At 69.9% G+C, this 21222-nt stretch carries 18 protein-coding genes; 12 read left to right on the forward strand and 6 right to left on the reverse strand.

Translation table 11 applies throughout. From position 1 onward, the window contains the following. Positions 1–20: 20 nt before the first annotated feature. The 4 genes from ACFWF2_RS22355 to ACFWF2_RS22370 all read right to left on the reverse strand — a co-directional run bounded on the left by ACFWF2_RS22355 (position 21) and on the right by ACFWF2_RS22370 (position 2676). On the reverse strand, positions 21–224 hold the full coding sequence (locus ACFWF2_RS22355) for a hypothetical protein (protein ID WP_229739464.1): 204 nt from the start codon (positions 222–224) through the stop codon (positions 21–23). A gap of 18 nt (positions 225–242) precedes the next feature. Beyond that, entirely contained in the window at positions 243–764 is a 522-nt protein-coding gene (locus tag ACFWF2_RS22360; protein WP_379309374.1) for an FxsA family protein, read from the reverse strand. Positions 765–828: 64 nt separating this feature from the next. Beyond that, on the reverse strand, positions 829–1488 hold the full coding sequence (locus ACFWF2_RS22365; RefSeq protein ID WP_379309375.1) for a response regulator: 660 nt from the start codon (positions 1486–1488) through the stop codon (positions 829–831). Between the two features lie 21 nt (positions 1489–1509). Then, the gene (locus tag ACFWF2_RS22370; protein ID WP_379309376.1) at positions 1510–2676 is read right to left on the reverse strand and encodes a sensor histidine kinase; all 1167 of its coding nucleotides are present in this window, start codon (positions 2674–2676) and stop codon (positions 1510–1512) included. 89 nt (positions 2677–2765) lie between these two features. On the opposite strand from ACFWF2_RS22370, the gene ACFWF2_RS22375 reads away from it, so the two are divergent. After that, positions 2766–3533 carry a TSUP family transporter gene (locus ACFWF2_RS22375; RefSeq protein WP_379309377.1) on the forward strand — a complete coding sequence of 256 codons (768 nt, stop codon included), beginning with the start codon at positions 2766–2768 and terminating at the stop codon, positions 3531–3533. Here ACFWF2_RS22375 and ACFWF2_RS22380 read toward each other — a convergent pair. Continuing rightward, positions 3530–4180 carry a helix-turn-helix domain-containing protein gene (locus ACFWF2_RS22380; RefSeq protein WP_379309378.1) on the reverse strand — a complete coding sequence of 217 codons (651 nt, stop codon included), beginning with the start codon at positions 4178–4180 and terminating at the stop codon, positions 3530–3532. The two genes, ACFWF2_RS22375 and ACFWF2_RS22380, sit on opposite strands and share 4 nt — an antisense overlap. 146 nt (positions 4181–4326) lie before the next feature. Here ACFWF2_RS22380 and ACFWF2_RS22385 point away from each other — a divergent pair, with 146 nt between their 5' ends. The 6 genes from ACFWF2_RS22385 to ACFWF2_RS22410 all read left to right on the forward strand — a co-directional run bounded on the left by ACFWF2_RS22385 (position 4327) and on the right by ACFWF2_RS22410 (position 12888). After that, entirely contained in the window at positions 4327–5856 is a 1530-nt protein-coding gene (locus ACFWF2_RS22385; protein WP_379309379.1) for a TldD/PmbA family protein, read from the forward strand. Positions 5857–5876: 20 nt separating this feature from the next. Then, positions 5877–7256 (forward strand): metallopeptidase TldD-related protein, encoded by a 1380-nt coding sequence (locus ACFWF2_RS22390; RefSeq protein ID WP_379309391.1) that lies wholly within the window; start codon positions 5877–5879, stop codon positions 7254–7256. 153 nt (positions 7257–7409) lie between these two features. Beyond that, positions 7410–7919, forward strand: a complete 510-nt coding sequence (locus tag ACFWF2_RS22395) for a DUF4365 domain-containing protein (protein WP_379309380.1) — start codon at positions 7410–7412, stop codon at positions 7917–7919. Positions 7920–7923: 4 nt separating this feature from the next. Next, a complete protein-coding gene (locus ACFWF2_RS22400) occupies positions 7924–9045 on the forward strand; it encodes a hypothetical protein (RefSeq protein WP_379309381.1) in 1122 nt (373 codons plus the stop codon). Positions 9046–9061: 16 nt separating this feature from the next. Next, a complete protein-coding gene (locus tag ACFWF2_RS22405) occupies positions 9062–9670 on the forward strand; it encodes a hypothetical protein (protein ID WP_379309382.1) in 609 nt (202 codons plus the stop codon). Next, positions 9667–12888: an AAA family ATPase gene (locus ACFWF2_RS22410; protein ID WP_379309383.1), complete on the forward strand. Its 3222-nt coding sequence runs from the start codon at positions 9667–9669 to the stop codon at positions 12886–12888. Before ACFWF2_RS22405 ends, ACFWF2_RS22410 begins: the two co-directional genes overlap by 4 nt. Before the next feature lie 28 nt (positions 12889–12916). Here the strand turns inward: ACFWF2_RS22410 and ACFWF2_RS22415 are convergent, their stop codons facing one another. Continuing rightward, a complete protein-coding gene (locus ACFWF2_RS22415; RefSeq protein ID WP_379309384.1) occupies positions 12917–14053 on the reverse strand; it encodes an erythromycin esterase family protein in 1137 nt (378 codons plus the stop codon). A 90-nt stretch (positions 14054–14143) separates the two neighbouring features. Here ACFWF2_RS22415 and ACFWF2_RS22420 point away from each other — a divergent pair, with 90 nt between their 5' ends. The 5 genes from ACFWF2_RS22420 to ACFWF2_RS22440 all read left to right on the forward strand — a co-directional run bounded on the left by ACFWF2_RS22420 (position 14144) and on the right by ACFWF2_RS22440 (position 21072). Next, positions 14144–14827, forward strand: a complete 684-nt coding sequence (locus ACFWF2_RS22420; RefSeq protein ID WP_379309385.1) for a TioE family transcriptional regulator — start codon at positions 14144–14146, stop codon at positions 14825–14827. Between the two features lie 212 nt (positions 14828–15039). Beyond that, entirely contained in the window at positions 15040–15522 is a 483-nt protein-coding gene (locus ACFWF2_RS22425) for a pyridoxamine 5'-phosphate oxidase family protein (RefSeq protein ID WP_379309386.1), read from the forward strand. Positions 15523–15577: 55 nt separating this feature from the next. After that, entirely contained in the window at positions 15578–18631 is a 3054-nt protein-coding gene (locus ACFWF2_RS22430) for an amino acid adenylation domain-containing protein (RefSeq protein ID WP_379309387.1), read from the forward strand. Further along, on the forward strand, positions 18628–19839 hold the full coding sequence (locus tag ACFWF2_RS22435) for a cytochrome P450 (RefSeq protein ID WP_379309388.1): 1212 nt from the start codon (positions 18628–18630) through the stop codon (positions 19837–19839). The genes ACFWF2_RS22430 and ACFWF2_RS22435 overlap by 4 nt, the downstream gene beginning before the upstream one ends. A gap of 48 nt (positions 19840–19887) precedes the next feature. After that, the gene (locus ACFWF2_RS22440) at positions 19888–21072 is read left to right on the forward strand and encodes a cytochrome P450 (protein WP_379309389.1); all 1185 of its coding nucleotides are present in this window, start codon (positions 19888–19890) and stop codon (positions 21070–21072) included. The last annotated feature ends 150 nt before the right edge of the window (positions 21073–21222 follow it).

A 21222-nucleotide genomic window follows, 5' to 3' on the forward strand; every position in this document is an offset into this window, starting at 1 on the left:
TCTGCCGTATCGGCGGATCGTCAGGTCGGGAGGGACAGGACGGCGCGGACATCGGCGTCGCGTAGCCCGGCGGGAGTGTGCCCGCCGGTGTCGACGGCGATCAGCTCGAGTCGCCACGCGGCGACCGTGAAATCCGACATGGACTGTCCGGCAGCGGTACTCGCCCTACGTACCGCGTCGGCCAGTTCCGCGCTCACCGTGACGGTGATCTGCTCGGTGGCCATCGGCACACTGTAGACCGTTCACCGCCACGGGGTGGCGTCATCGGCGCGCGCGGTCCCGAGCGCGCGCGGTCCGGTGGCGTGTCCGTCGTCGTACCACTGCCCGACGACGACGCCGTCGACCACGTCACCGCTGTCGGCGTCGACCACCATCCCGCGATACGGCGAGGGCGCGAACGACGGCAGCGGGCCGAAGCGCCGGGTGCCGAGCTTCTCCAGCACCGGCCGCAGCAGCGCCCTGGTCGGCGGGAACAGCGCCAGCAGCCCGATCACACCGGTGACCAGACCCGGCACGAACAGCAGCACCGAGCCGGTCGCGACGAGCAGGCCGTCCGCGACCGCGCTCTCCGCGGTGACCTCACCGCGCGCGGCCCGGCGGAACCGGTCGAATACCCGCCTGCCCTGCGCGCCGAGCAGCAGCAAGCCGACGCCGGACACGGCGATCAACGCGAGCAGCGCCCAGCTCGCGCCGATCAGCTGGGCGAGGCCGGCGAAGGCGGCGATCTCGACGACGAGGTACAGCACGAACAGCAGGGCGGTCATGGGCGATCCTTTCGGACGATCTACCTGTCCAACGCGCGAGCGGCCGATTTTTCTCCCGACCGCCTCAGCCACCCGGGCGGACCAGCCCGGTCTCGTAGGCCAGCACCACCGCCTGCACCCGGTCGCGCAGCCCGAGTTTGGTGAGCACCCGGCCGACATGCGTCTTCACCGTCGCCTCCGACAGGAACAGGGCAGCGGCGATCTCGGCGTTGGAGCGGCCCGCGGCGATCTGCTCGAGTACCTCGCGTTCGCGGGCGGTGAGTACGTCGAGCACACCCGGATCGCGCAGACCGGCCGGGTCCTCGGCGACGAGCCGGTCGAGCAGGCGCTTGGTGACCTTCGGGGAGACCACGGCGTCACCCGCGGCGACGCTGCGGATGGCGGAGACGAGGTCCTCGGGCGGGGTGTCCTTGAGCAGGAATCCGCTCGCGCCGGCGCGCAGCGCGCCGAGGGCGTGTTCGTCGAGGTCGAAGGTGGTCATCACGAGCACGCGGATGCCGCCGCCCGCGGCGACGATCCGGCCGGTGGCGGTGACGCCGTCGACGACCGGCATGCGCACGTCCATCAGCACCACGTCGGGCCGCAGTTCGGTCGCGCGCCGCACCGCTTCGTCCCCGTTGCCCGCCTCACCGACGACCTCGATGTCGGGGTGCGCCCCGAGCACCATCTTCAGGCCCATCCGCATGAGTTCCTGATCGTCCACCACGAGCACGCTGATCGGCATTTCCCAACCTTAGCGGGCGAATCAATCGGTTTCGGCGCGCAGCGGGAGGGTGGCCCGCACCCGCCAGCGACCGTCCTCGGTCCGGCCGGCGGACAGTGTTCCGCCGAGCACGGCGACCCGTTCGCGCATGCCGACCAGGCCCATACCGGTGCCGGGGATATCGGGTTCCTGCACGGGGAATCCGCCGCTGTCGGTGACCTCGATCAGGATGTCGTCCTCGCGGCGGTGCACCCGGACCGTCGCCTTCGGGCTCGACCCCGCGTGCCGCAGCGTGTTGGTCAGCGACTCCTGCACGATGCGGTGCACGCCCAGGCTCACCTCGGGCGTGATGTCGTCGAGTTCCCCGGTCAGTTCGAGGTCGACGGCCAGGCCCGCGTCGCGCATCATCTCGGCCAGCCGCGCGATCCCGGCGCTGCCGTGCTGCGGGAGCAGTTCCGGTGCGTGTTCGGTGCGCAGCAGCGCGACGGTGCGGCGCAGTTCGCGCAGCGCCTCGCGGCCGGTGCCCGCGATGGTCGCCATGGCGCGCTCGGCGGTGTCCGGGTCCTGGCGCAGGGCGTATTTCGCGCCGTCGGCCTGCACGATGATGACGCTCACCGCGTGCGCGACCACGTCGTGCAGCTCCCGGGCGATGCGGGTGCGTTCGGCGGCGACGGCCTCGTGGGCACGGCGTTCCTTGTCGTAGTCGGCGACGGCCAGCCGCGCGGCGACCTCGGCGTCGTAGGCGTGGCGGGCGCCGTTGAACTCGGCCAGTGTCCAGCACAGCGCGTAGATCACGAAGACGAGCGCGATGTCACCACCGACCGGTTCACTCAGGATCGCCAGCGAGAGCCCCAGATCGACGGCAAGACAGACGAGGTAGATCAGCCCGTCCCGCCTGCCGACGTAGGCGACCAGGGTGTAGAGCATCACCCCGAGCCCGATCAGCGCGACGTGCCCCGAGGTGTCGTCACCGACCAGATACCCCACCAGCGTGCACAGCACCGAGAGCCCGAACATCGCCGCGGCCATCGCCCGCGGATAGATCCGGCGCAGGATCAGCGGCAACGGCAGCAGTACCGAAAACAACAGGTAGGAGGCCTTGTGGTGTTCGTTGCCGACGCCGAGCGCGTCCAGCACCATCAGGCAGGCCGCGAGGAGGGAATCGGCGACGATGGGTCGGCCGCGGAGCCACAAGCTGAACCGGCGCACCGGCCAAGCCTAGTCGTCGCCGGTGGTGAAACCGTGCCCGGACGTGGGCCGGGTTGGCTTTCCGCGCGCGATCTTGATTGCCTGGACGCGTGCAACTAGGAGACTGGACGGTCCTGCTGGTGGCCGCTACCGCGGCGGGCTGGGTCGACGCGGTGGTCGGCGGTGGCGGATTGATCATCCTGCCGACCCTGTTCCTGGTGGCGCCGGGCATCGCCCCGCAGACGGCGCTCGGCACGAACAAGCTGGCCGCGCTGTCGGGCACCGCGACGGCGGTGGTGACCTTCGCGCGCCGGGTGCCGATGCAGTGGAATGTGCTGATCCCCGGCGCGATGATCGCGGCGGTGACCTCGGCGTGTGGCGCCGCGGCGGTGTCGCTGATCGACCGCGACCTGTTCATCCCGCTGGTGATGGTCGTGCTGGTCGCGGTGGCGGTGTTCGTGACGGTGCGCCCGTCGGTCGGCATGACGATGGCCACCCATCCGCCGACCCGGCGCAAGGTGATCCTGGTGGTGGCGCTGGCCGCCGGCCTGATCGGCCTCTATGACGGCTTGCTCGGTCCCGGCACCGGCACGTTCCTGATCATCACGTTCGCGACGCTGCTCGGCACGGAGTTCGTGCGCGCGGCCGCCATGGCGAAGGTGATCAACTGCGGGTCGAATGTGGGCGCGCTGCTGTTCCTCGGCGCGACCGGGCACATCCTGTGGGGACTCGGCGCCGGCATGGCGGTCGCGAATGTGGCGGGCGCGCTGGTCGGCTCGCGGATGGCGCTGGCCAAGGGCGCGGGGTTCGTGCGGATCGTGTTGCTCGTGGTCGTGGTCGTGATGGTGATCCGGTTGGGCTGGCAGCAGTTCGGTTAGCGCGCCGGTTCGGCCGGTGCCGAGGCGGCGAGCCAGGGCTGCAGCACCCGCGAGGTGGTCTCGTGGATCTTGCGGTGCAGGCGTTCACCGTCGTCGATGCTGTGCTGTGGCTGCTGGAACAGCACCGTCAGCGCACCCGACACCGCGCCGACGACCGCGCCGACCAGTGCCGCGGCGCCGACCTCGTCGAGTTCGTGCGGGAACGCGATGTGCAGTTGCCTGGCGATCTCGCGCTGGGCGACGAGCTGGGCGTGCGCGGCGCGCCCGCTCACCGCGGGTACGGTCCGCGAGACCCGCGCGCGCAACGCGGCGACGCGGGAGTTCAGATCGTCCACCAGATGCTCGCCGGGGTTGTCGCCCGCGGCGCGCAGCGCCCGCAGCAGCACCTCCACCGGACGCTCCCCCGGCCGCCTGGTCGCGATGGCGGCGACGGCGGCGCGCACCCGTTCGTCGGGTTCGGGGAAGAGCAGTTCTTCCTTGCTGGCGAAGTAGTTGAAGAAGGTCCGGGTGCCGACCTCGGCCTCGGCCGCGATATCGGCCACTGTCGTTTCCTCATAGCCTCTGGCCTCGAACAATTCGACGGCGGCCACGAGAATCGCACGACGGGTTCGTTCCCTTTTTCGATCGCGGAGGGCGGATGGCGGCACGGCGGGCACCCTACGGCATCCGGGCTGTGCGCCGCGGGAGGACCGGGATCAGCGCGTCACGGTTGTCGCTGCCGGAACCGGGATTTCGCGCGGGCAATCCTGCGCACGGGTCCCGCGTGTCGGTGCCACCGGCTAGCGTAGGCGGGGTGACTACCGCGACTTCCAGAGAAGTGGACGAGGAGTTCCTTGCGCTCGGGTTGCGCGCGCTGGCCGAGGCCGCGCTGTCGGCGGCCCGTGCGGCTGGCGCCGAGCATGCCGATCTGCGGGTGCAGCGGTTGGTGACGCAGTCGATCCGCCTGCGCGACGGGCGCGTGGAGGCCGTCACCGACTCGACCGAACTGGGTCTGGCCGTGCGCGTGATCGTCGACGGCACCTGGGGTTTCGCCTCCCATGCCGCGCTCACCCCCGATATCGCCGCCGAGGTGGCGCGGCGCGCGGTCACCGTCGCGACGACCTTGCGCGCGCTCAACCGCGAGCGGGTGGAGCTGGCAGACGAGCCGCGCTACGAGGATGTGTCGTGGGTGTCGGCCTACGACCTCGACCCGTTCGCGGTGCCGACGACCGACAAAGTGGCACTGCTGCAGGACTATTCGGAACGGCTCTCGGCGGCCGACGGTGTCGACCATGTCACCGCGTCGATCCTGCAGGTCAAGGAGCAGGTCTTCTACGCCGACACGGCGGGGTCCTCGATCACCCAGCAGCGGGTGCGGTTGCATCCGCAGCTGGAGGCGATCACCGTCGACTCCGCGTCCGGCGTGTTCGAGACCATGCGCACCCTGGCCGCACCGGCGGGCCGCGGCTGGGAATACGTCACCGGCGCCGACGGAACCTGGGACTGGGCAGGCGAACTCGCGCAGATCCCCAGCTGGCTGGCCGAGAAGGTGAAGGCGCCCACCGTCGTCGCCGGTCCGGCCGATCTGGTGATCGACCCGACCAACCTGTGGCTGACCATTCACGAATCCATCGGTCACGCCACCGAATACGACCGGGCGATCGGCTACGAATCGGCCTACGCGGGTACCTCGTTCGCCACTCCCGACAAGCTGGGCACGCTGCGCTACGGCACGCCGATCATGCATGTCACCGGTGACCGCACCCAGGTCAACGGCCTGGCCACCGTCGGCTACGACGACGAGGGGGTGGCGGGCCAGCAGTGGGATCTGGTGCGCGACGGCATCCTGGTCGGCTACCAGCTCGACCGCGTGTTCGCCCCGCGGCTCGGGCTCGACCGTTCCAACGGCTGCTCGTATGCCGATTCCCCGCATCATGTGCCGATCCAGCGGATGGCGAATGTGTCGCTGCAACCGGATCCGGAGCGCGACACCACGACCGCCGAGCTGATCTCGCGGGTCGAGAACGGCATCTACATCGTCGGTGACAAGTCGTGGTCGATCGATATGCAGCGCTACAATTTCCAGTTCACCGGCCAGCGGTTCTTCCGTATCCGCAACGGGGAGCTGGACGGTCAGCTGCGCGATGTCGCCTACCAGGCGACGACCACCGACTTCTGGGGTGCGATGGAAGCGCTCGGCGGGCCGAGCACCTGGCAGCTCGGCGGGGCGTTCAACTGCGGTAAAGCGCAGCCCGGACAGGTGGCGGCGGTGAGTCACGGCTGCCCGTCGGTGCTGGTGCGCGGGGTCACTATTCTCAACACCCGGACGGAGGGCGGGCAGTGAGCGAGCTGAGCGAAACCGGTGTGTTTCCCGCGGGCGCGGTGGTCGAGCGCGCGCTGGCGGCCTCGAAGGCCGACGAGGCGATCGTCATCGTCACCGACGCGCACGAGGCGTCGCTGCGGTGGGCAGGCAATTCGATGACCACCAACGGTTCCTCGGTGTCGCGGGACTGGGCGGTGATCTCGGTGTTCCGTGACGGCCCGAACGCGGCACGGGTCGGCAGCATCAGCTCCACCAGCGTCGATCCGGCCGATATCGAGGCGGTGGTGCGCGCGAGCGAGGAGGCCGCCCGCACGGCGACCCCGGCCCGTGACGCGATGCCGCTGCTCGAGCCGACGCACGACGACACCGCCACCTGGGACCACGCGCCCGGCGCCACCGAGATCGACGTGTTCGCCGGTCTGGCCCGCGACCTGTCGACCGGTTTCGACGGCACCGACCGCCTCTACGGTTTCGCCCACCACCAGCTGCACACCACCTGGCTTGGCACCTCCACCGGCATCCGCCGCCGGTACAGCCAGCCCACCGGGTCGGTGGAGATCAACGGGAAGCGCGGCGAGGGCAGCGATCTCGCGAGCGCCTGGGTGGGTGTCGGCACCGCCGATTTCAACGACGTCGACACCCCCGGTCTGCTCGCCGAGCTGTCCCGGCGACTGGACTGGTCGGCCACCCGCGTCGACCTGCCCGCCGGCCGCTACGAGACGCTGCTGCCCCCGTCGGCCGTGGCCGATCTGATGATCTACCTGGCCTGGACCATGGAAGGCCGCGGCGCGCACGAAGGCCACACCGCCTTCTCCCGCGCGGGCGGCACCCGGATCGGTGAGCGGCTCAGCGACATTCCGCTCACCCTCTCCTCCGATCCGAATGCGAGCGGCCTGGAATACCGGCCCTTCGTGGCGACCCCGTCGTCGTCGGAGTCGCTGTCGGTCTTCGACAACGGCCTGTCCGCGCAACGTGTCGACTGGATCGGTTCCGGCGTGATCGAGTCCCTGGTCTACCCTCGCGCCACCGCCGCCGAATTCGCCGCTCCCGCCACTCTTCCCGGCGAGAACCTGCTCCTCACCGGCGGCTCCGACGCCTCGCTGGACGACATGATCGCCCGCACCGAACGCGGCCTCCTGCTGACCTGCCTCTGGTACATCCGCGAGGTCGACCCAGCCACCCTCCTGCTGACCGGACTGACCCGCGACGGCGTCTACCTCGTCGAGGACGGCCGGGTCACCGCCGCGGTCAACAACTTCCGCTTCAACGAGAGCCCCCTGGACCTCCTGCGCCGTGTCGCCGAGGCAGGCGCCACCGAGATCACCCTCCCCCGCGAATGGAAGGACTGGTTCACCCGCACTGCCATGCCACCGTTGCGCATCCCGGATTTCCACATGTCCTCGGTGAGCCAGGCGACCTGATCATGCGTCGTTGACCGTCCGCCGATCCGGCTGTCGGTCAACAACTCTCGAGTCTTCCTCGAGTCCCGCGGAAAGCCTGAACGGCCACCCAGCAAACGGCTAGAGTGTCGTCGTCGACGGCGGATGCCGGGGGTCGCGGCGAGGGGATACGGGTTGGACACGGGGAATCACCAGGGCAACTTCGGTGAAGACTATGTGCGCGTGCTCGCCTCGGCCGCGGGGCTGATGTGGTCGCAGGACAATGCCGATCTGGACGGTGTGGACCTGAGCCTGAAGATGCCCGGCCGGACTCCCGTCGGCTTCTCGCCGCGGATCGAGGTCCAGGTCAAGACGATCGCCAAACCGGTTGTCCGCCACGGAATCCTCAACTACGACGGTCTCGATCGCAGGAAATACGACAAGCTGGCCGGCCCCGAATTCCAGGTGCCGCGCTACCTGTTCGTCGTCCATGTGCCTGCCCGCGCCGAGGGTTACACCGACCTCAGCACAGCGGGCCTGCTGCTGCGCCACATCGGGTACTACCTGTCGCTGCGCGACCATGCCCCGTTGTCGGCAGACGATCCGCGGGGTCGAATCCGGGTGAAGGTCCCGGTCAGCAATGTCCTCACGGTGGCGAGCCTGCGCGCGCTCGTCCTCGACACCCCCGTTCTGACCGGCAGGTGACCCGATGGCCCTGCCCACACCCGTCATCGCCGACGTCGTCGACTACCTGCGCGACCACGGCTGGACCGTCACCGGCCGGTGGCGGGCCGCCGATGTCTGGAGCCGCGACGAGTACGACGTGCTGGTCCCACCGTCGGACACCCTGGCCGACACCGCGATCCGGCTGCGCGAGCTGATCCGCTGCATCGCCGACGCCGAGGGACTCCCGGAGCGCACGATCTGGCGTGACATCACCGAACCCGACCTCGACATCGTCACCTACCGCCGCGCCGACGACACCGATCCGACCGTGCTGCTGGCCGACGGCGCGCGGGCGCTGACCGCACTGCGTGATCTCGTCACCCACAGCGCCTACGCGGAGGTGACCAACTCACCCTGGCGCACACCGGATTCGATTCCGACGCGTGTGCGCTGGCTGCTGCGGGACACCCGGCTCACAGCGTGCACCGGCCCGTTCGGATTCGAGGTCGCGATCCCCGCCGATCACGAACAGTCCCTCGGCCGCCGCACCGCGGCCCGCCTGTTGGACACCGCCACGGTCGTCCGAGCCGCGGCACGCTCTGCGGACAGTTCCGTTGTCGCCGGCCCACTCCGGCACAACCTCGGCCAAGCCACCGTCGGCGCACTCGCGGACCTGGCGGGCGACGGCGACGACACAGCCTTCGCCTTGGACTTCCGCTGGTCACGATCGGCGCCCCGCCTCGACGAGTCGGTGACCTTTCCCACCGGAATCGGCCCGGCCCTCCGGGACAGCCCTCACACGGTCGAGCGCGAACCGATTCCCACCGCCCCGCTCGACCCGCTCCCACTGGTCGCGGCGCCACCACCCACTGAAGTCGGCGCCGTCGAAGGCACCGTGATCGGCCTGTCCGACGACGAGCACGGCGACCGCTGGGTGGTCCGGATCCGCGGCATCCTGCGGGTCGACGGCGTCGCGACCGGCCGCACCCGAGCGATCACCGTGCGTCTGGCCGACGCGCGGGAATACCACGTCGCCCTCGCCGCGCATCAGGGCGGAAAACACGTCCGCGCGGAGGGCGTCGTCGTCGACACCGGCCGCACTCGCGAAATCACTGTCGCGGCACGGGGATTCACCGTGCTCGACCAACCACCGAACCCCCTGTGAAGGAAGCCGCACACCGATGACCGACGACCGATTGACCGCGACCCAGCGCTTCGTCCTGCTCGTGCTGATGGCCGAGGCGCGCGAACTCACCAACGCCGAACTCTCCGCCGTCGCGGGAATCAAGCTCGACGGCAAGCCGCGCCAGCAGCTCAACGACCTCGGTCTGGTCGACAGCACACGCATCGGCCGGGCCTACGTGCACGAGTTGACCGATCGTGGCGCGGTGTGGTGCACCGAGGAACTCGCCGCGGATCGCCCGGCGCGCTCGGGTGGAGCGGGTGGCACCCTCTATACCGTGCTCGCGGGCCTCCGCCGCCATCTCGACGAGTCCGGGCACACGCTCGCCGATGTCTTCCGCCCGAATGTCGCCGGGCAGGTGGAGTCGGCGTACACCGAGCTGTCGCGTGGCAAGGGCACTCCGATCCGGCTGGCGATCCTGCGTGACCGGCTCGACGGTGTGCCCGCGGACGAGTTCGACCGAGCGCTGGGGCTTCTCGCGCGCCGTGAAGGCGTGCATGTCCGGTCCGAAGCCGACCAGAAGACACTCACCGCCGAAGACGCGGACGCCGCTGTCGTGCTCGCAGGCACAGCCCGACATCTGCTCATGATCGAGGTGCCTCGGTGAACGACGAGCGCCACCACGCTCTCACGTCGATCCAGTTCAGCAGCGTCCTGAGCCCCGACCAGATCTGGGGCCCGCTGAACCATCACGTCGACGGTCTGCACCCGCGGGCGATCCAGGCGATCACCAGGGCGGTCGACAACGCTGTGCGTCGGCCGACCGGATCACCGACCGGCCTGGTTCTCAGCGGCGAGAAGGGGGTCGGCAAGACGCACATGCTGGGCTGGTTGCGTCAGCACGTGCACGAGCGCGACGGCTGGTTCTTCATGCCGAAGCTGGTCGACGGCATGTCGTTCTGGGCGGGCGCGGTGCACGGCATCGTGACCCGGCTGCTCGGGTCCGAAAGTGGACAGCTGCGTCCCATGCTGGGCGCGCTGGCCGACCGGGCCGGTTGCGGGCCGGAGTTGCGCATGCGCCTGTGCGGCATGCTCGAGGTCAGCCGCGCCGACCTCGACACGTTCCTCGAGCGGATCGCGGCCATCGACGAACAGGTCGCCGTCGACTGCGCGGACACCCTGCGTGCGTTGGTGCTCTATCGCGGTCGCGGCCGATCGCGGGATGTCGGGCACGCGTTCCTTGTCCTGGACGAGGGCATCGATCCCGCCGAGGTGGACGCGTGGGGATTCGGGCGCGGCCACCGCGACCCACAATTGAAGTTCGGCGATCTGACCCGGCTGTTCGGCCTCACCGGTCCGGTTGTGCTGGCGATCGACCAGATCGACACCGTGATCGCCCAATCCGCCGACACCGACGCGGATCTGCTGGCCAACCGGCTCGCCGACGCGCTGGTCCGGATGCGTGAGGAGACCACCCGCACCCTGATCGTGGTGGCCTGCATTCCGCGTTCCTGGGAGTTGCTGGCGACCCGCTCGGTGAACTCGACCGCCGACCGGTTCACCGTGCTCGAACTGTCTACCGCCATGCCCGGCGCAGCCGTTGCCACAGCGATCGTCGAACGACACCTCGGTGGGGTGTACGGCGAGATCGGTTTCGCACCGCCCTATCCCACCTGGCCCGTACTGCCGAGCGCGTTCGACCGGGCCGAGGTCACCGGCTTCACCCCGCGCCGGCTGTTGCAGCGGGTGGAAGAGCATGTGCGCCTGTGCCTCGACGCCAACACGGTAACGGAAATGGCCGAGTTCGTGACGGCCACAGCCGATCCGGTCGCAGCGCCGGTCGTTCCCACATCGAGTGAGCTCGCCGCCTTCGACGAACGCTTCGCCAGGGCCAGAGCCGACGCCGATGTGGCGGCGCCGCTGGACCCGGACCGCGAAGACACCCTGATGTACCCGCTGCTGTACGCCGCGCTGCGCAGCTATGTGCTCGAGCAGAACGGCAAGGGCGCCGCCCTGAATGTCGACACCCCGTCCGGCGTCACGTCGGCACTGCACGCGCGCCTGCGCCGGACCATCGACGAGGCCACCGAGGACGAGGAACACTGGAGTTTCCGCGCGATCGCCCATCCCCACCCGCGCGCGGTGCAGACCCGGCTGCGCTCTGCCGTACTGGAGGCCGGGATCACCCCGGGCAGTTCCCGGCGACGCCTGGTGGTGTTGCGCAACACTCCGTTTTCCCGTGGTCCGGTGACTGTCGCGCAGCTGGCGGAACTCGAGGCCGCACACGGAATGGCGGTGCCGATCTCCGAGGACGATCTGCGCACCTTCTCCGCGCTGGAATCGATGTTCGCCGACGGGCATCCGGGATTCCTGTCGTGGCTGGAGCACCGACGGCCGGCGAGCAATTCGCCACTGCTCACCCGGGTGTTGCCGACCCCTGCCGACGGCGGGCAGACCACCACTATCGATGGGCCATCCAGCAGCCCGTTCCCCGGCGATCCGGTGCCACGCGATCCCCGTGCAGGGGACCCGACGCCGGGCGATCCAGCCCCCGGCGAGCTGACGCCGGGCAATCGAGGCCCCGACGATCTGGTGCCCGCCGATCCGGTGGACAGCGACGAGTCGTCAGGATCGGGCGATCGGGCCGAACTCCCGGACGACCAGGCTCCCGCGGTGTACCTGGGTCGAGACACGCTCAGCGGCAAGGACTTCCGGGTCCCCCTGCTGCTCCTGCGCAAGCACACCGCGGTCTTCGCCGGCTCCGGGTCGGGAAAGACGGTGCTGCTGCGCCGCCTCGTCGAGGAAGCCGCCCTGCACGGCGTCTCCTCCATCCTGGTCGACACCAACAACGACCTGGCCCGCCTCGGCGACGCCTGGCCGTCGCCGCCGGGCACCTGGGGCACAGGCGATCGCGACCGGGCACAGCGCTACCTCGACGACACCGATGTCGTGATCTGGACGCCACGCCGCGAAGCGGGCAGGCCCCTCGCCTTGAACCCGCTCCCCGACTTCAGCGTGGTGCGCGAGGATCCGGACGAATTCCGTACCTCCATCGACGCCTCGATCGCCGGTCTCGTCCCACGCACCGGGCTCACCCCGCGCAAGGAGGCGACCGGCCGGGCGGTGCTGACCGAGGCGATGACCCACTTCGCCCGCGGCGGCGGCAACGACCTCGGCGAATTCGTCACCCTGCTGGCGACACTGCCCGACGGGGTGAGCACCATCAGGAACGCCCTGACACTGGCCCAGAGCATGGCCGAAGAACTCAAAGCGGCGATGATCAACGACCCCCTGTTCGGCGGCGCCGGTGAGCATCTCGATCCGAGCCTGCTGTTCACCCCGGCGAACGGACAACGTGCCAGGGTGTCGGTGATCAGCTGCATCGGCCTGCCCACCGACGCGCAGCGCCAGACTTTCGTCAACCAGCTGCAGCTGGCCCTGTTCGCGTGGATCAAGCGCAATCCGGCCGGGGACCGCCCGCTGGGCGGGCTGCTCGTCCTCGACGAAGCGCAGACCTTCGTCCCGTCCCGCGGCACGACCGCGTCGTCGGAGAGCACGCTGAAACTGGCCACCCAGGCGCGCAAGTACGGGCTCGGCATGGTGTACGCGACGCAGGCGCCCAAGGCCTTGCACAACCTGGTCACCGGCAATGCCGCGACGCAGCTGATCGGGCTGCTCAACGCGTCGATCCAGATCCAGGCGGCCACCGAACTCGCCCGCGCGAAAGGTGGTCGCGTGGAAGATATCTCGCGCCTGCCCGCCGGGCGGTTCTACGCCGCCACCGAGGGCACCGGGTTCGGGAAGATCCAGGTGCCGATGTGCCTGAGCCACCATCCGAACAGCGCGCTCACCGAGGACGAGGTGCTCGAGCGGGCACGCCGCTGACGTGCCCGCTCGGGTCTTGGCTCAGCGCTTACGCGTCTCCGGCGACGAGTGCGCCACTCTGCGCGATATGCAGGATCGCGTCGGCGCCGTCGATGGTCTCCTGCTCGAGCGGGAAATAGCTCCGGTCCGAGGTCGGGCCGGCAGGAGTGGCGGTCATGCCGGCGGCAGGGAACAGGCCCCACGTGATGGAGTGGCGCTGGAGTCCTGCCTCGGCCGGCTCGTTGTCGGCAAGACCGGTCGGGCTGGGCCCGAGGCTGCCTGCGAGGAAGGTGAAGCGGTTGCCGAACAGTGCGCTGAGGATGGCGCCGGCGCCGTACCACCGCAGGATCATGCCTGCCATCGGCATGGTGCTGAGGTTGCGCTGCAGGTGCACATTGTGTCCGTAGAGCAGGGTGGGGCCGCGCTGGGCTTCGATGTCACGGATATCGCGGATGTTCTCGGTCATGAGGACGTCGCGGGTGGCGAGCAGGCCGGAGATCCGGGTGGTCTCGTCGACGCGGCGCGCAGACTGGCGGTGGTAGCGCAGCAGGCCGAGTGCTGCGGTGAGATGGACTGCCGCCCTGCGCCATTCGGCCGCCGAGGTCGCGGAGATCAGCTCGGGTGCGCGGGCATGGAGCGTGTTGAGCAAGTCGTCGGCGAGCGCCTGCAGTCGTCGCGCTTCCTCGGTGTCGCCGGGCGACATCGCCGGGTCGAGGATCGCTTCGTCGCGATGCCAGCGTTCGTCCTCGCCTGCCAGATCGGCGATATCCGTCTCGAGCCGCAGGTAGTCGCGGGCGAACTCGAGATAGCGGCGGGGGCTGGGGGCGCTGGTGTTGTCGAGCGGCGCGTCGAAGCCGTAGAAGGCCACACGCTCGGCCGGTGGCCTGCTCGCGTTGTAGTCACGCATCCAGGCGACCAGTTCCCGGTTCGCGGCCAGATCGCCGAAGTGTGAGAAGCCGGTGCGCATCACCTCGTCGAGGCTGCCGATGCCGTGCCGGACGTAGTCGTCGACGGTGAGAGCGGCGACCCGATCGGATTCCAGGGCGATGGACCGGAAGCCGAGCTCGACGAGTCGGGCGAACAGCGTATTGCGAAGAAGGGGGAAGGCGGGTTCCTGATGCGTCGGCTCACCGAACGCGAGGAGCTCACACGTGGGCGGAACGAAGTCTCGGATGTCCTGGCTCATGTGTCTCAATCGTATCGTTGAACATTCGATTGAGGCTTCTGCCAGGTCACCAGTCGATCAGGGGCGTAAAGTCTCCAAGCCGTGGGAGAGATGCGACCTTCGGACCTGGCACGCGAACACGGGCTCTCGACGCAAGCGGTCCGCAACTACGAGCAGGCGGGGTACCTCCCCGGCGCCGAGCGCACACCGAGCGGCTACCGGATCTACACCGAGGTACACGCGGCGGCACTGCGCGCCTATCTCGCCCTGATCCCCGCCTACGGCCATGCCGCGAGCGGCCGCATCATGCAGGCCGTCAATCACGGCGAACTAAACGACGCGCTGGCCGTCATCGACGCCGGTCACCATCAGCTACTCCGCGACCGCGCCACCCTCGACACGGTCCGCAAGGCGATCACCCATCTGACCACCATCACTCCCCAGGCGAGCGAGTCCCGCACCATCGGCGAACTCGCCCACCTCCTCGAGGTCACCCCGGCGACCCTGCGCAAGTGGGAAGCCGCTCGAATCCTCACGCCCCCACGCGATCCCGCCACCGGATACCGCCGCTACGGCCCCGACGACATCCGCGACGCCGAACTCGCCCACCTGCTCCGCCGCGGCGGCTATCCCCTGCACCGCATCGCCCTCGTCGTCGCCCAGATCCGCGACGCGGGTGGCACCGATGCGGTGACCCGAGCACTGGACGACTGGCGCGAACGCCTCACCACCCGGGGCCTCGCCATGCTCGACGCGGCCGCCCACCTCGGCCGCTACCTAGGTCATTTCTCCTGATTCGGGATTTGCGTCTTGCCCGGTTGGCCGGAATGTCTTGGATGCGGACGAGCCACGCTGGTACTGTAATCGTCGCCACATGAAGCGAATTCAGTAGTTTCACGAATGTGACCATCCTGACGGGTCCAGGAATTCGGCGTTTTCGGTGTCGGAATTGCAGATGATGCCCCCGGAACACCTCATCACAGGAGCGTGGCCGAATGCTGCTCGCAATGTCTCGTGACGATCGCGAACAATTCCTCGCCGCCCCCCGAGTCGGCGTTCTGAGTGTCTCCGATCCCAGAAATGGCGACCGTGGCCCACTGGTCGTCCCGGTCTGGTACGGCTACGAGCCCGGGGGTGAGATCGTCGTCGAGACGGGGCGGGAGACGATCAAGGCCCAGTTGCTGCGTGCTGCCGGGCGATTCAGCCTGTGCGTGCAGGACGAACGGCGACCGTACCGGTACGTCAGCGTCGAGGGCCCCGTCACCGCCGTCGAGGACCCGATCGATCCGGCTGTCCGGGCGAGTTTGGCCGAGCGCTACCTGGACCCCGACGAGGCGCGCGCGTATCTGGCGGCCACCGCGGACCAGCTCGCGCACGACATCACCTTCCGCATGCGCCCCCAGCGCTGGCGCACCGCCGACTTCGCCGCCTTCGCGGCCGGATTCGCCGAAGTCGGCGCCGACGTGGATCGCGACGCCCACGCCGTCTGAAACCACACACCGCACGCACCGAGCAACCGAAGCCGTAGGAACGGAGAAGGACTTGGTGACCCACTTCGACGGTTCGGCACGCCCACGCACCGCATCCACGGCGCCTGCCCCACCGGTCTATCCCCGCGACGCACTCATACCGGAGTTGTTCGAGGCGCAGGCCGCCGCCCGGCCGGACGCGCCCGCTGCCCGGCACGGCGAGCGCAGCCTGACCTACGGACAGCTCGCCACCCAGGCCAAGGCCCTGGCGGCACGGTTGCGAGCCAGGGGCGTCGAGCCGGGCGAGCTGGTCGGCGTGTGCGGGCGCCGCTCGCTGGACGCGCTGGTCGCGCTGCTCGGCATCCTGGAGGCGGGCTGCGCGTACGTACCGCTCGACGAGGACCTGCCACCGGCGCGATTGCGGGCCATGGCCGAGGACACCGGGCTCCGGGCCGCCGTCATCCTCCCCGGCAGCACTCGCCAGGTGCGTGGGCTGCGCGTGCGCATCGGACTGACCGGCGACACGACGGGCTCCCCGCAGCCGCGGCACGCCTGCGCCACCGACTGCGCCTACGTCGTGTTCACCTCCGGCACGACCGGTCGCCCCAAGCCGGTGGCCATCCCGCACCGGGGCGTGGTCCGGCTCGTCCTGTCCGATGACCGGCTGCCCGCGCCCGGACCGGGCGACCGGGTCCTGCACGCCTACGGCTTGTCCTCCGACGCCTCGACGATCGAGATCTGGGGCGCACTGCTCACCGGCGCGTGCCTGGTCATCGCGGACCGGGAGGAACTGCTCTCGCCCACCGCCCTTGCGGCGTTGTTCCGCGCGCAGGACGTGACGATCGCCTACCTGACGACGAGTGTCTTCCATCTCCTCGCCCGCACCCACCCTGAAGCGCCGGCCGGGCTGCGGCTCGTCTCGGCCGGCGGCGAGGCGATGGACCCGCTCCTGGCCAATGCCGTGCTGGCGGCCTGTCCCGGCACCACGGTGGTCAACTTCTATGGTCCGACCGAGAATTCGGTGGTCTCCACCGCCCACGTCCTGAGCCCGCTGCCCGCGGAGGCCACGCACGTCCCCCTCGGCCTTCCCTTCGGCGCATCCACCTGCCACGTCGTGCGGGCCGACGGCTCGGTCGCGGCTCCCGGCGAAGAGGGCGAGCTCTATGTCGGCGGGGACGGGCTGGCCCTGGGCTACCTCGGCGACCCGCACCTGACCGCCGAGCGGTTCGTGCGGCTGCCCGCGGTGGAACCGGGCGGACTGCTGTACCGGACCGGCGATCGGGCCGTGTGGAACCGCGGGCTCCTGGAGTTTCGTGGGCGGCTGGATCGCCAGGTGAAGCTGCGCGGCGCGCGCATCGAACTCGACGAGGTAGAGACCCGGCTGCGAGCGCACCCGGCGGTCGGCGAGGCCATCGTCGACGCCGCGGACGGGGCGCTGACCGCCTACGTCACCGCCACCAGAGCGGGCCACCCGCTGCCCCTGCCGGAGCTGCGCGCGTACTGCGCTCAATGGCTTCCGCCGCAGGCGGTCCCGGTGCTGGTGCCCCTCGACCAGGTGCCGGTGACCAGCGGCGGCAAGGTGGATCGCGCGAGCCTGCAGGCTGTCGCCGGTGCGGGGACGGCGGACCAGGCCGCGGCCGACGGCCTGCTCGGCGTCCTCACCCAGGTGTGGCACCGAGTGCTGCGCGTACGCCCCGCGCCGCGTGACGACTTCTTCCTGCTCGGCGGCGACTCCCTGCTCGCCTCCGAGACGGTCACCCGCACCCTCGCCGTCCTGAACCTCGATGCCGCCTGCGGCTCCGGCCTGATCAAGGCGCTGCTGGCCACACCCACCCTGGCGGGCTTCGCGGCTGCCGTGGACGCGGCGCGCACGGGCGCCAAGGCCGCGACGGAGCAGGTCGTCGACTTCGCGAAGGAGACCGAACTCGGCTTCGACCTCCCGCCCGCGCAGAGCCCGCCCCCGCGCCCGCACGCCCCGCGGGAGGTGCTGCTCACGGGCGCCTCGGGGTTCGTCGGCGCCTTCCTGCTGGACCGGCTGCTGCGCTCGACGACGGCGCGCGTGCACTGCCCGGTGCGGGCGGCCGACCGGCCGCGCGCCGAGCAGCGGGTCCGCACGGCGCTCGCCCGCTACGGACTGCATCCGGACGAGGCCGCGTGGCGCCGGGTGGAGTGCTTCCCCGGCGACCTGACCGAACCCCGGCTCGGCCTGTCGCAGGCGCACGCGGACGAGCTGGCCCGCACCCTGGATCTGGTGGTGCACAACGGCGCTCACGTCAACTTCCTCTATCCGTATGAGCAGTTGCGCGCGGCGAACGTGGGCGGTACCAGGGAGATAGTCCGGATCGCGGCACCGCGGCGGGTGCCGGTGCATTTCATCTCGACGGTCGCCGTGGTCGCCGGGTTCGGCGCGGCCGGGGTCCGCGAAGTCGCCGAGGATCTCCCACTCGCGCACGCGGACGGGCTCACCATGGGTTACGCGGAGAGCAAGTGGGTCGCCGAGGGCGTCCTGCGACAGGCTGCGCAGCGGGGTCTGCCGGTCGCGGTGTACCGGCCGTACGAGGTGATGGGCGACCGGACGGACGGCGTGTGCAACACCGACACAGCCCTCTGCTCGCTGTTCAAGACGATCGCCGAGACCGGGCTCGCCCCCGAGATCGAGCTGCCCATGGACTTCGTGCCGGTGGACCACCTCGCGGAGTCCGTGGTCTACATCGCCACCCACCGGCCGGCCGAGGGCCGGGTCCACCATCTCACCAACCCGCGCCCGGCCATGCTGTCGGACGTGCTGGCCCGGATGCGTGCCGTCGGCTTCGTCCTGCGGACCCTGCCGTACGCGCAGTGGGTCGACGAGCTGGTACGCCATGTCGCCGAGCATCCGACCAGCGCGACAGCCCCTTTCGTGTCCCTGTGCGTCGACCGCAGCCGCACCGCTGACATGTCCGTCAAGGAGATGTACCTCGAGGACACGTTCCCCGTGCTGGGACGGGTCAACACCGAGACGGCACTGTCCGGCAGCGGACTGCGCTGTCCGCCGGTCGATTCCGTCCTGCTGGACCGCTACCTGGAATACCTGATCACCTCCGGTTACCTTGCCCGCCCCACCGCCGAGTCGTCGGTGACCAGCCGATGAGCGACGTCGACACACTCGCCGGAGTCCCGGCCGTCGAGCCAGGTACCGCGGGACCGCCGTGCGCCTACGCCCGGCTGCGCAGCGAAGAGCCGGTTGTCCGAACGCGATTGCCCAACGGCGAGCCGGGCTGGCTGCTCAGCCGGTACGCCGATGTGCGCGCCGCGTTCGCCGATCCCCGGCTCGAGCGTCCGCTGCTGTCCGCCTGGCCGCTGCGCGAAGGTGATACCGCGCCGCCACCGTGCCTTCCGACGTTTCTGGAAATGACCGGCGAGCACCACGAGCGCGTGCGGCGCGCGGTCCTGCCGCTGTTCGGCCGACGGCGGCTGGAGCCCATGGGGCCGCGGATCCGGGCGATGGCGGAGGACCTGATCGACACCATGGTGGCGGGGTCGGTGGACGGCACAGCGGATCTCGTCGCCTCCTACGTCGACCCGCTGCCGCTGCGAGTGCTGTGCGAGACGACCGGCCTGCCGCACGAGGACCGCGACATCTATCTACCGCACACCCTCACGCTCCTCGGCGCGTCGGGAGTGCCGATGACCGAGGTGCTGGCGGCCCTGTCCGCGCTGCAGGACTACGCGACCGCGCTCATCGACCGCAAGGAGCGGGAGGATGCGGACGAGGACTACATCCGGCTACTCCTCGCCCAGAGCCGTTCTCCCGGTAGCGATCTGACCCGCGACGATGTCGTCAGCTTCGTCGTCACGATGCTGATGGCCGGTTACAAGACCACCATCCAGCACACGGGCAACGCCCTGCTCGCCCTGCTCACCCACCCCGGCGCGCTGCGGCGGCTGCGCGACGAGCCGTCCGGGATCGGCACGGCGGTAGAGGAATTGCTGCGGTACGTGCCGCTGATGAACGCCATCAACATCCTCGTCGCGAAGGAGGACTTCACGCTGCACGGCAAGAACATTCGCGCCGGTGACGCGGTCGTCCCGGTACCGGCGTCGGCCAACCGCGATCCCGCGGCGTTCGCCGACCCCGACCGCCTCGACCTGACCCGGTCGCCCAACGCACACGTCGCGTTCGGGCACGGCCCGCACGCGTGCACCGGCGGACACCTGACGCGGCTACAGCTCGCCACCGCGATCCAGGTGCTGCTGGAACGGCTGCCCGGCATCGAGCTCGCGGTCCCGGTCGATTCGATTCCCTGGGACGAGGCGACCCCACTGCGCGCCCCCGCACAGCTTCCCGTGCGCTGGTGAACGATCCGAACGAACCACCGACGACTTCGAGAGAGAGGTCCGCACGCCGTGACCGTCGATTACCGCTATCCGTTCAGCACCAAGGGCGATCGCCTCGCCCCCGAACTCACCGACTTGCAGCGCCGATGCCCCGTGGCCAGGGTCGGCACCAACTCCGGCGGCGAGGCGTGGCTGGTCACCGGCTACGAGCTGACCAAACATGTGCTGCGGGACCGCGCGTTCGCCCGCTCCGTGCTGGCCGAGGCCGACAGTCCGGCGCAGGACACCCCGATCCTGGCACCCGAACTGCTGGACGCGATGAACCACCTCCACCAGGCCGGGCTGCGCGACGAGGTGCTCCACGCCCTCGGCCGCGACCAGCCCGATCTCCCCGCCGACTGGGTCGCCGAGATCACCGGGGAGGGCCTCGACGCCATGGTCCGGGAGGGTCCTGCGGGCGATCTGCAGCGGCACTTCGCGGAATGGGTCGCCGCGCAGTGCCTGTGCCGCCTGCTCGGCCTGCCCTTCGCCGACCACCGCCTGCTCGCCGAACGAGCCGATATCGACCTGACGATGGTGACGTATTCCCCGGAGGAGCTCGCCCGCAACTGGGCGGAGATCCGCACTTACATGCAGGAGCACATGGCCGCCCGCCGCCCCGGCGAGCCGCGCGGCCTGGCGGACCGCCTCGCCGATCTCAACGCCCGGCAGCACGGGCTGACGGACCATCAGCTGGCGAACATCGTCGCGGTCCTGTTCGTCAGCGGCTACGAGGATTTCGCGAGCTTCCTCGGCGTCGCGGCACTCAACCTCCTCCAGCGGCCCGAAGTGATCGGCGCGGTGCGTGCCCGGCCGGAGACTATGCCGCAGTGCGTGGAGGAGTTGCTGCGGTGCAGCGTCGTCCTCGGCAATGCGATCCCGCGCTACGTGACCCGGGACGCGGAGCTGGGTTCGGTGACCGTCGCGGAAGGTGACCTGGTGTTGCTGTCGCTGGACGCGGTCAACGTCGACCCGGCCGCGTTCGCCGATCCCGAGATCTTCGACCCTGCCCGCACACCCAACCCGCATCTGCGCTTCGGTTACGGTCGGCACCATTGTCCCGGCGCGCAGGTGGTCCGCCGCCAGTCCGACATAGCGTTCCGGGTCCTGCTCGACCGTCTGCCCGGCATTCGGCTGACGGTGCCGATGGCGCAGGTGCCCTGGCATCCACACCGAATGGCGATCATGCCTGCCGAAATCCCCGTCGATTGGTGAATATATCGGCCTACTCCCGGAAATTAATTTGTGTAGGGGAGTTGACCGAATTCGGCATCGTGTTTAAAGTACTTGCTGCAAGTACGCAGGTCTCCGAGATGTAGTACACGACTACAAATTTGAGGAGCACAAATGCGATTCATGAAGACC

Origin of the sequence: Nocardia sp. NPDC060259 (genome assembly GCF_042728775.1) — a bacterium.
Lineage (GTDB): Bacteria > Actinomycetota > Actinomycetes > Mycobacteriales > Mycobacteriaceae > Nocardia.

What these genes read in the sequence shown, in the direction of transcription:
- ACFWF2_RS22355 (WP_229739464.1), bottom strand. Translation starts at nt 224, where the DNA reads ATGGCCACCGAGCAGATCACCGTCACGGTGAGCGCGGAACTGGCCGAC.
- ACFWF2_RS22360 (WP_379309374.1), bottom strand. Translation starts at nt 764, where the DNA reads ATGACCGCCCTGCTGTTCGTGCTGTACCTCGTCGTCGAGATCGCCGCC.
- ACFWF2_RS22365 (WP_379309375.1), bottom strand. Translation starts at nt 1,488, where the DNA reads ATGCCGATCAGCGTGCTCGTGGTGGACGATCAGGAACTCATGCGGATG.
- ACFWF2_RS22400 (WP_379309381.1), top strand. Translation starts at nt 7,924, where the DNA reads ATGGCCCTGCCCACACCCGTCATCGCCGACGTCGTCGACTACCTGCGC.
- ACFWF2_RS22405 (WP_379309382.1), top strand. Translation starts at nt 9,062, where the DNA reads ATGACCGACGACCGATTGACCGCGACCCAGCGCTTCGTCCTGCTCGTG.
- ACFWF2_RS22415 (WP_379309384.1), bottom strand. Translation starts at nt 14,053, where the DNA reads ATGAGCCAGGACATCCGAGACTTCGTTCCGCCCACGTGTGAGCTCCTC.
- ACFWF2_RS22420 (WP_379309385.1), top strand. Translation starts at nt 14,144, where the DNA reads ATGCGACCTTCGGACCTGGCACGCGAACACGGGCTCTCGACGCAAGCG.
- ACFWF2_RS22425 (WP_379309386.1), top strand. Translation starts at nt 15,040, where the DNA reads ATGTCTCGTGACGATCGCGAACAATTCCTCGCCGCCCCCCGAGTCGGC.
- ACFWF2_RS22435 (WP_379309388.1), top strand. Translation starts at nt 18,628, where the DNA reads ATGAGCGACGTCGACACACTCGCCGGAGTCCCGGCCGTCGAGCCAGGT.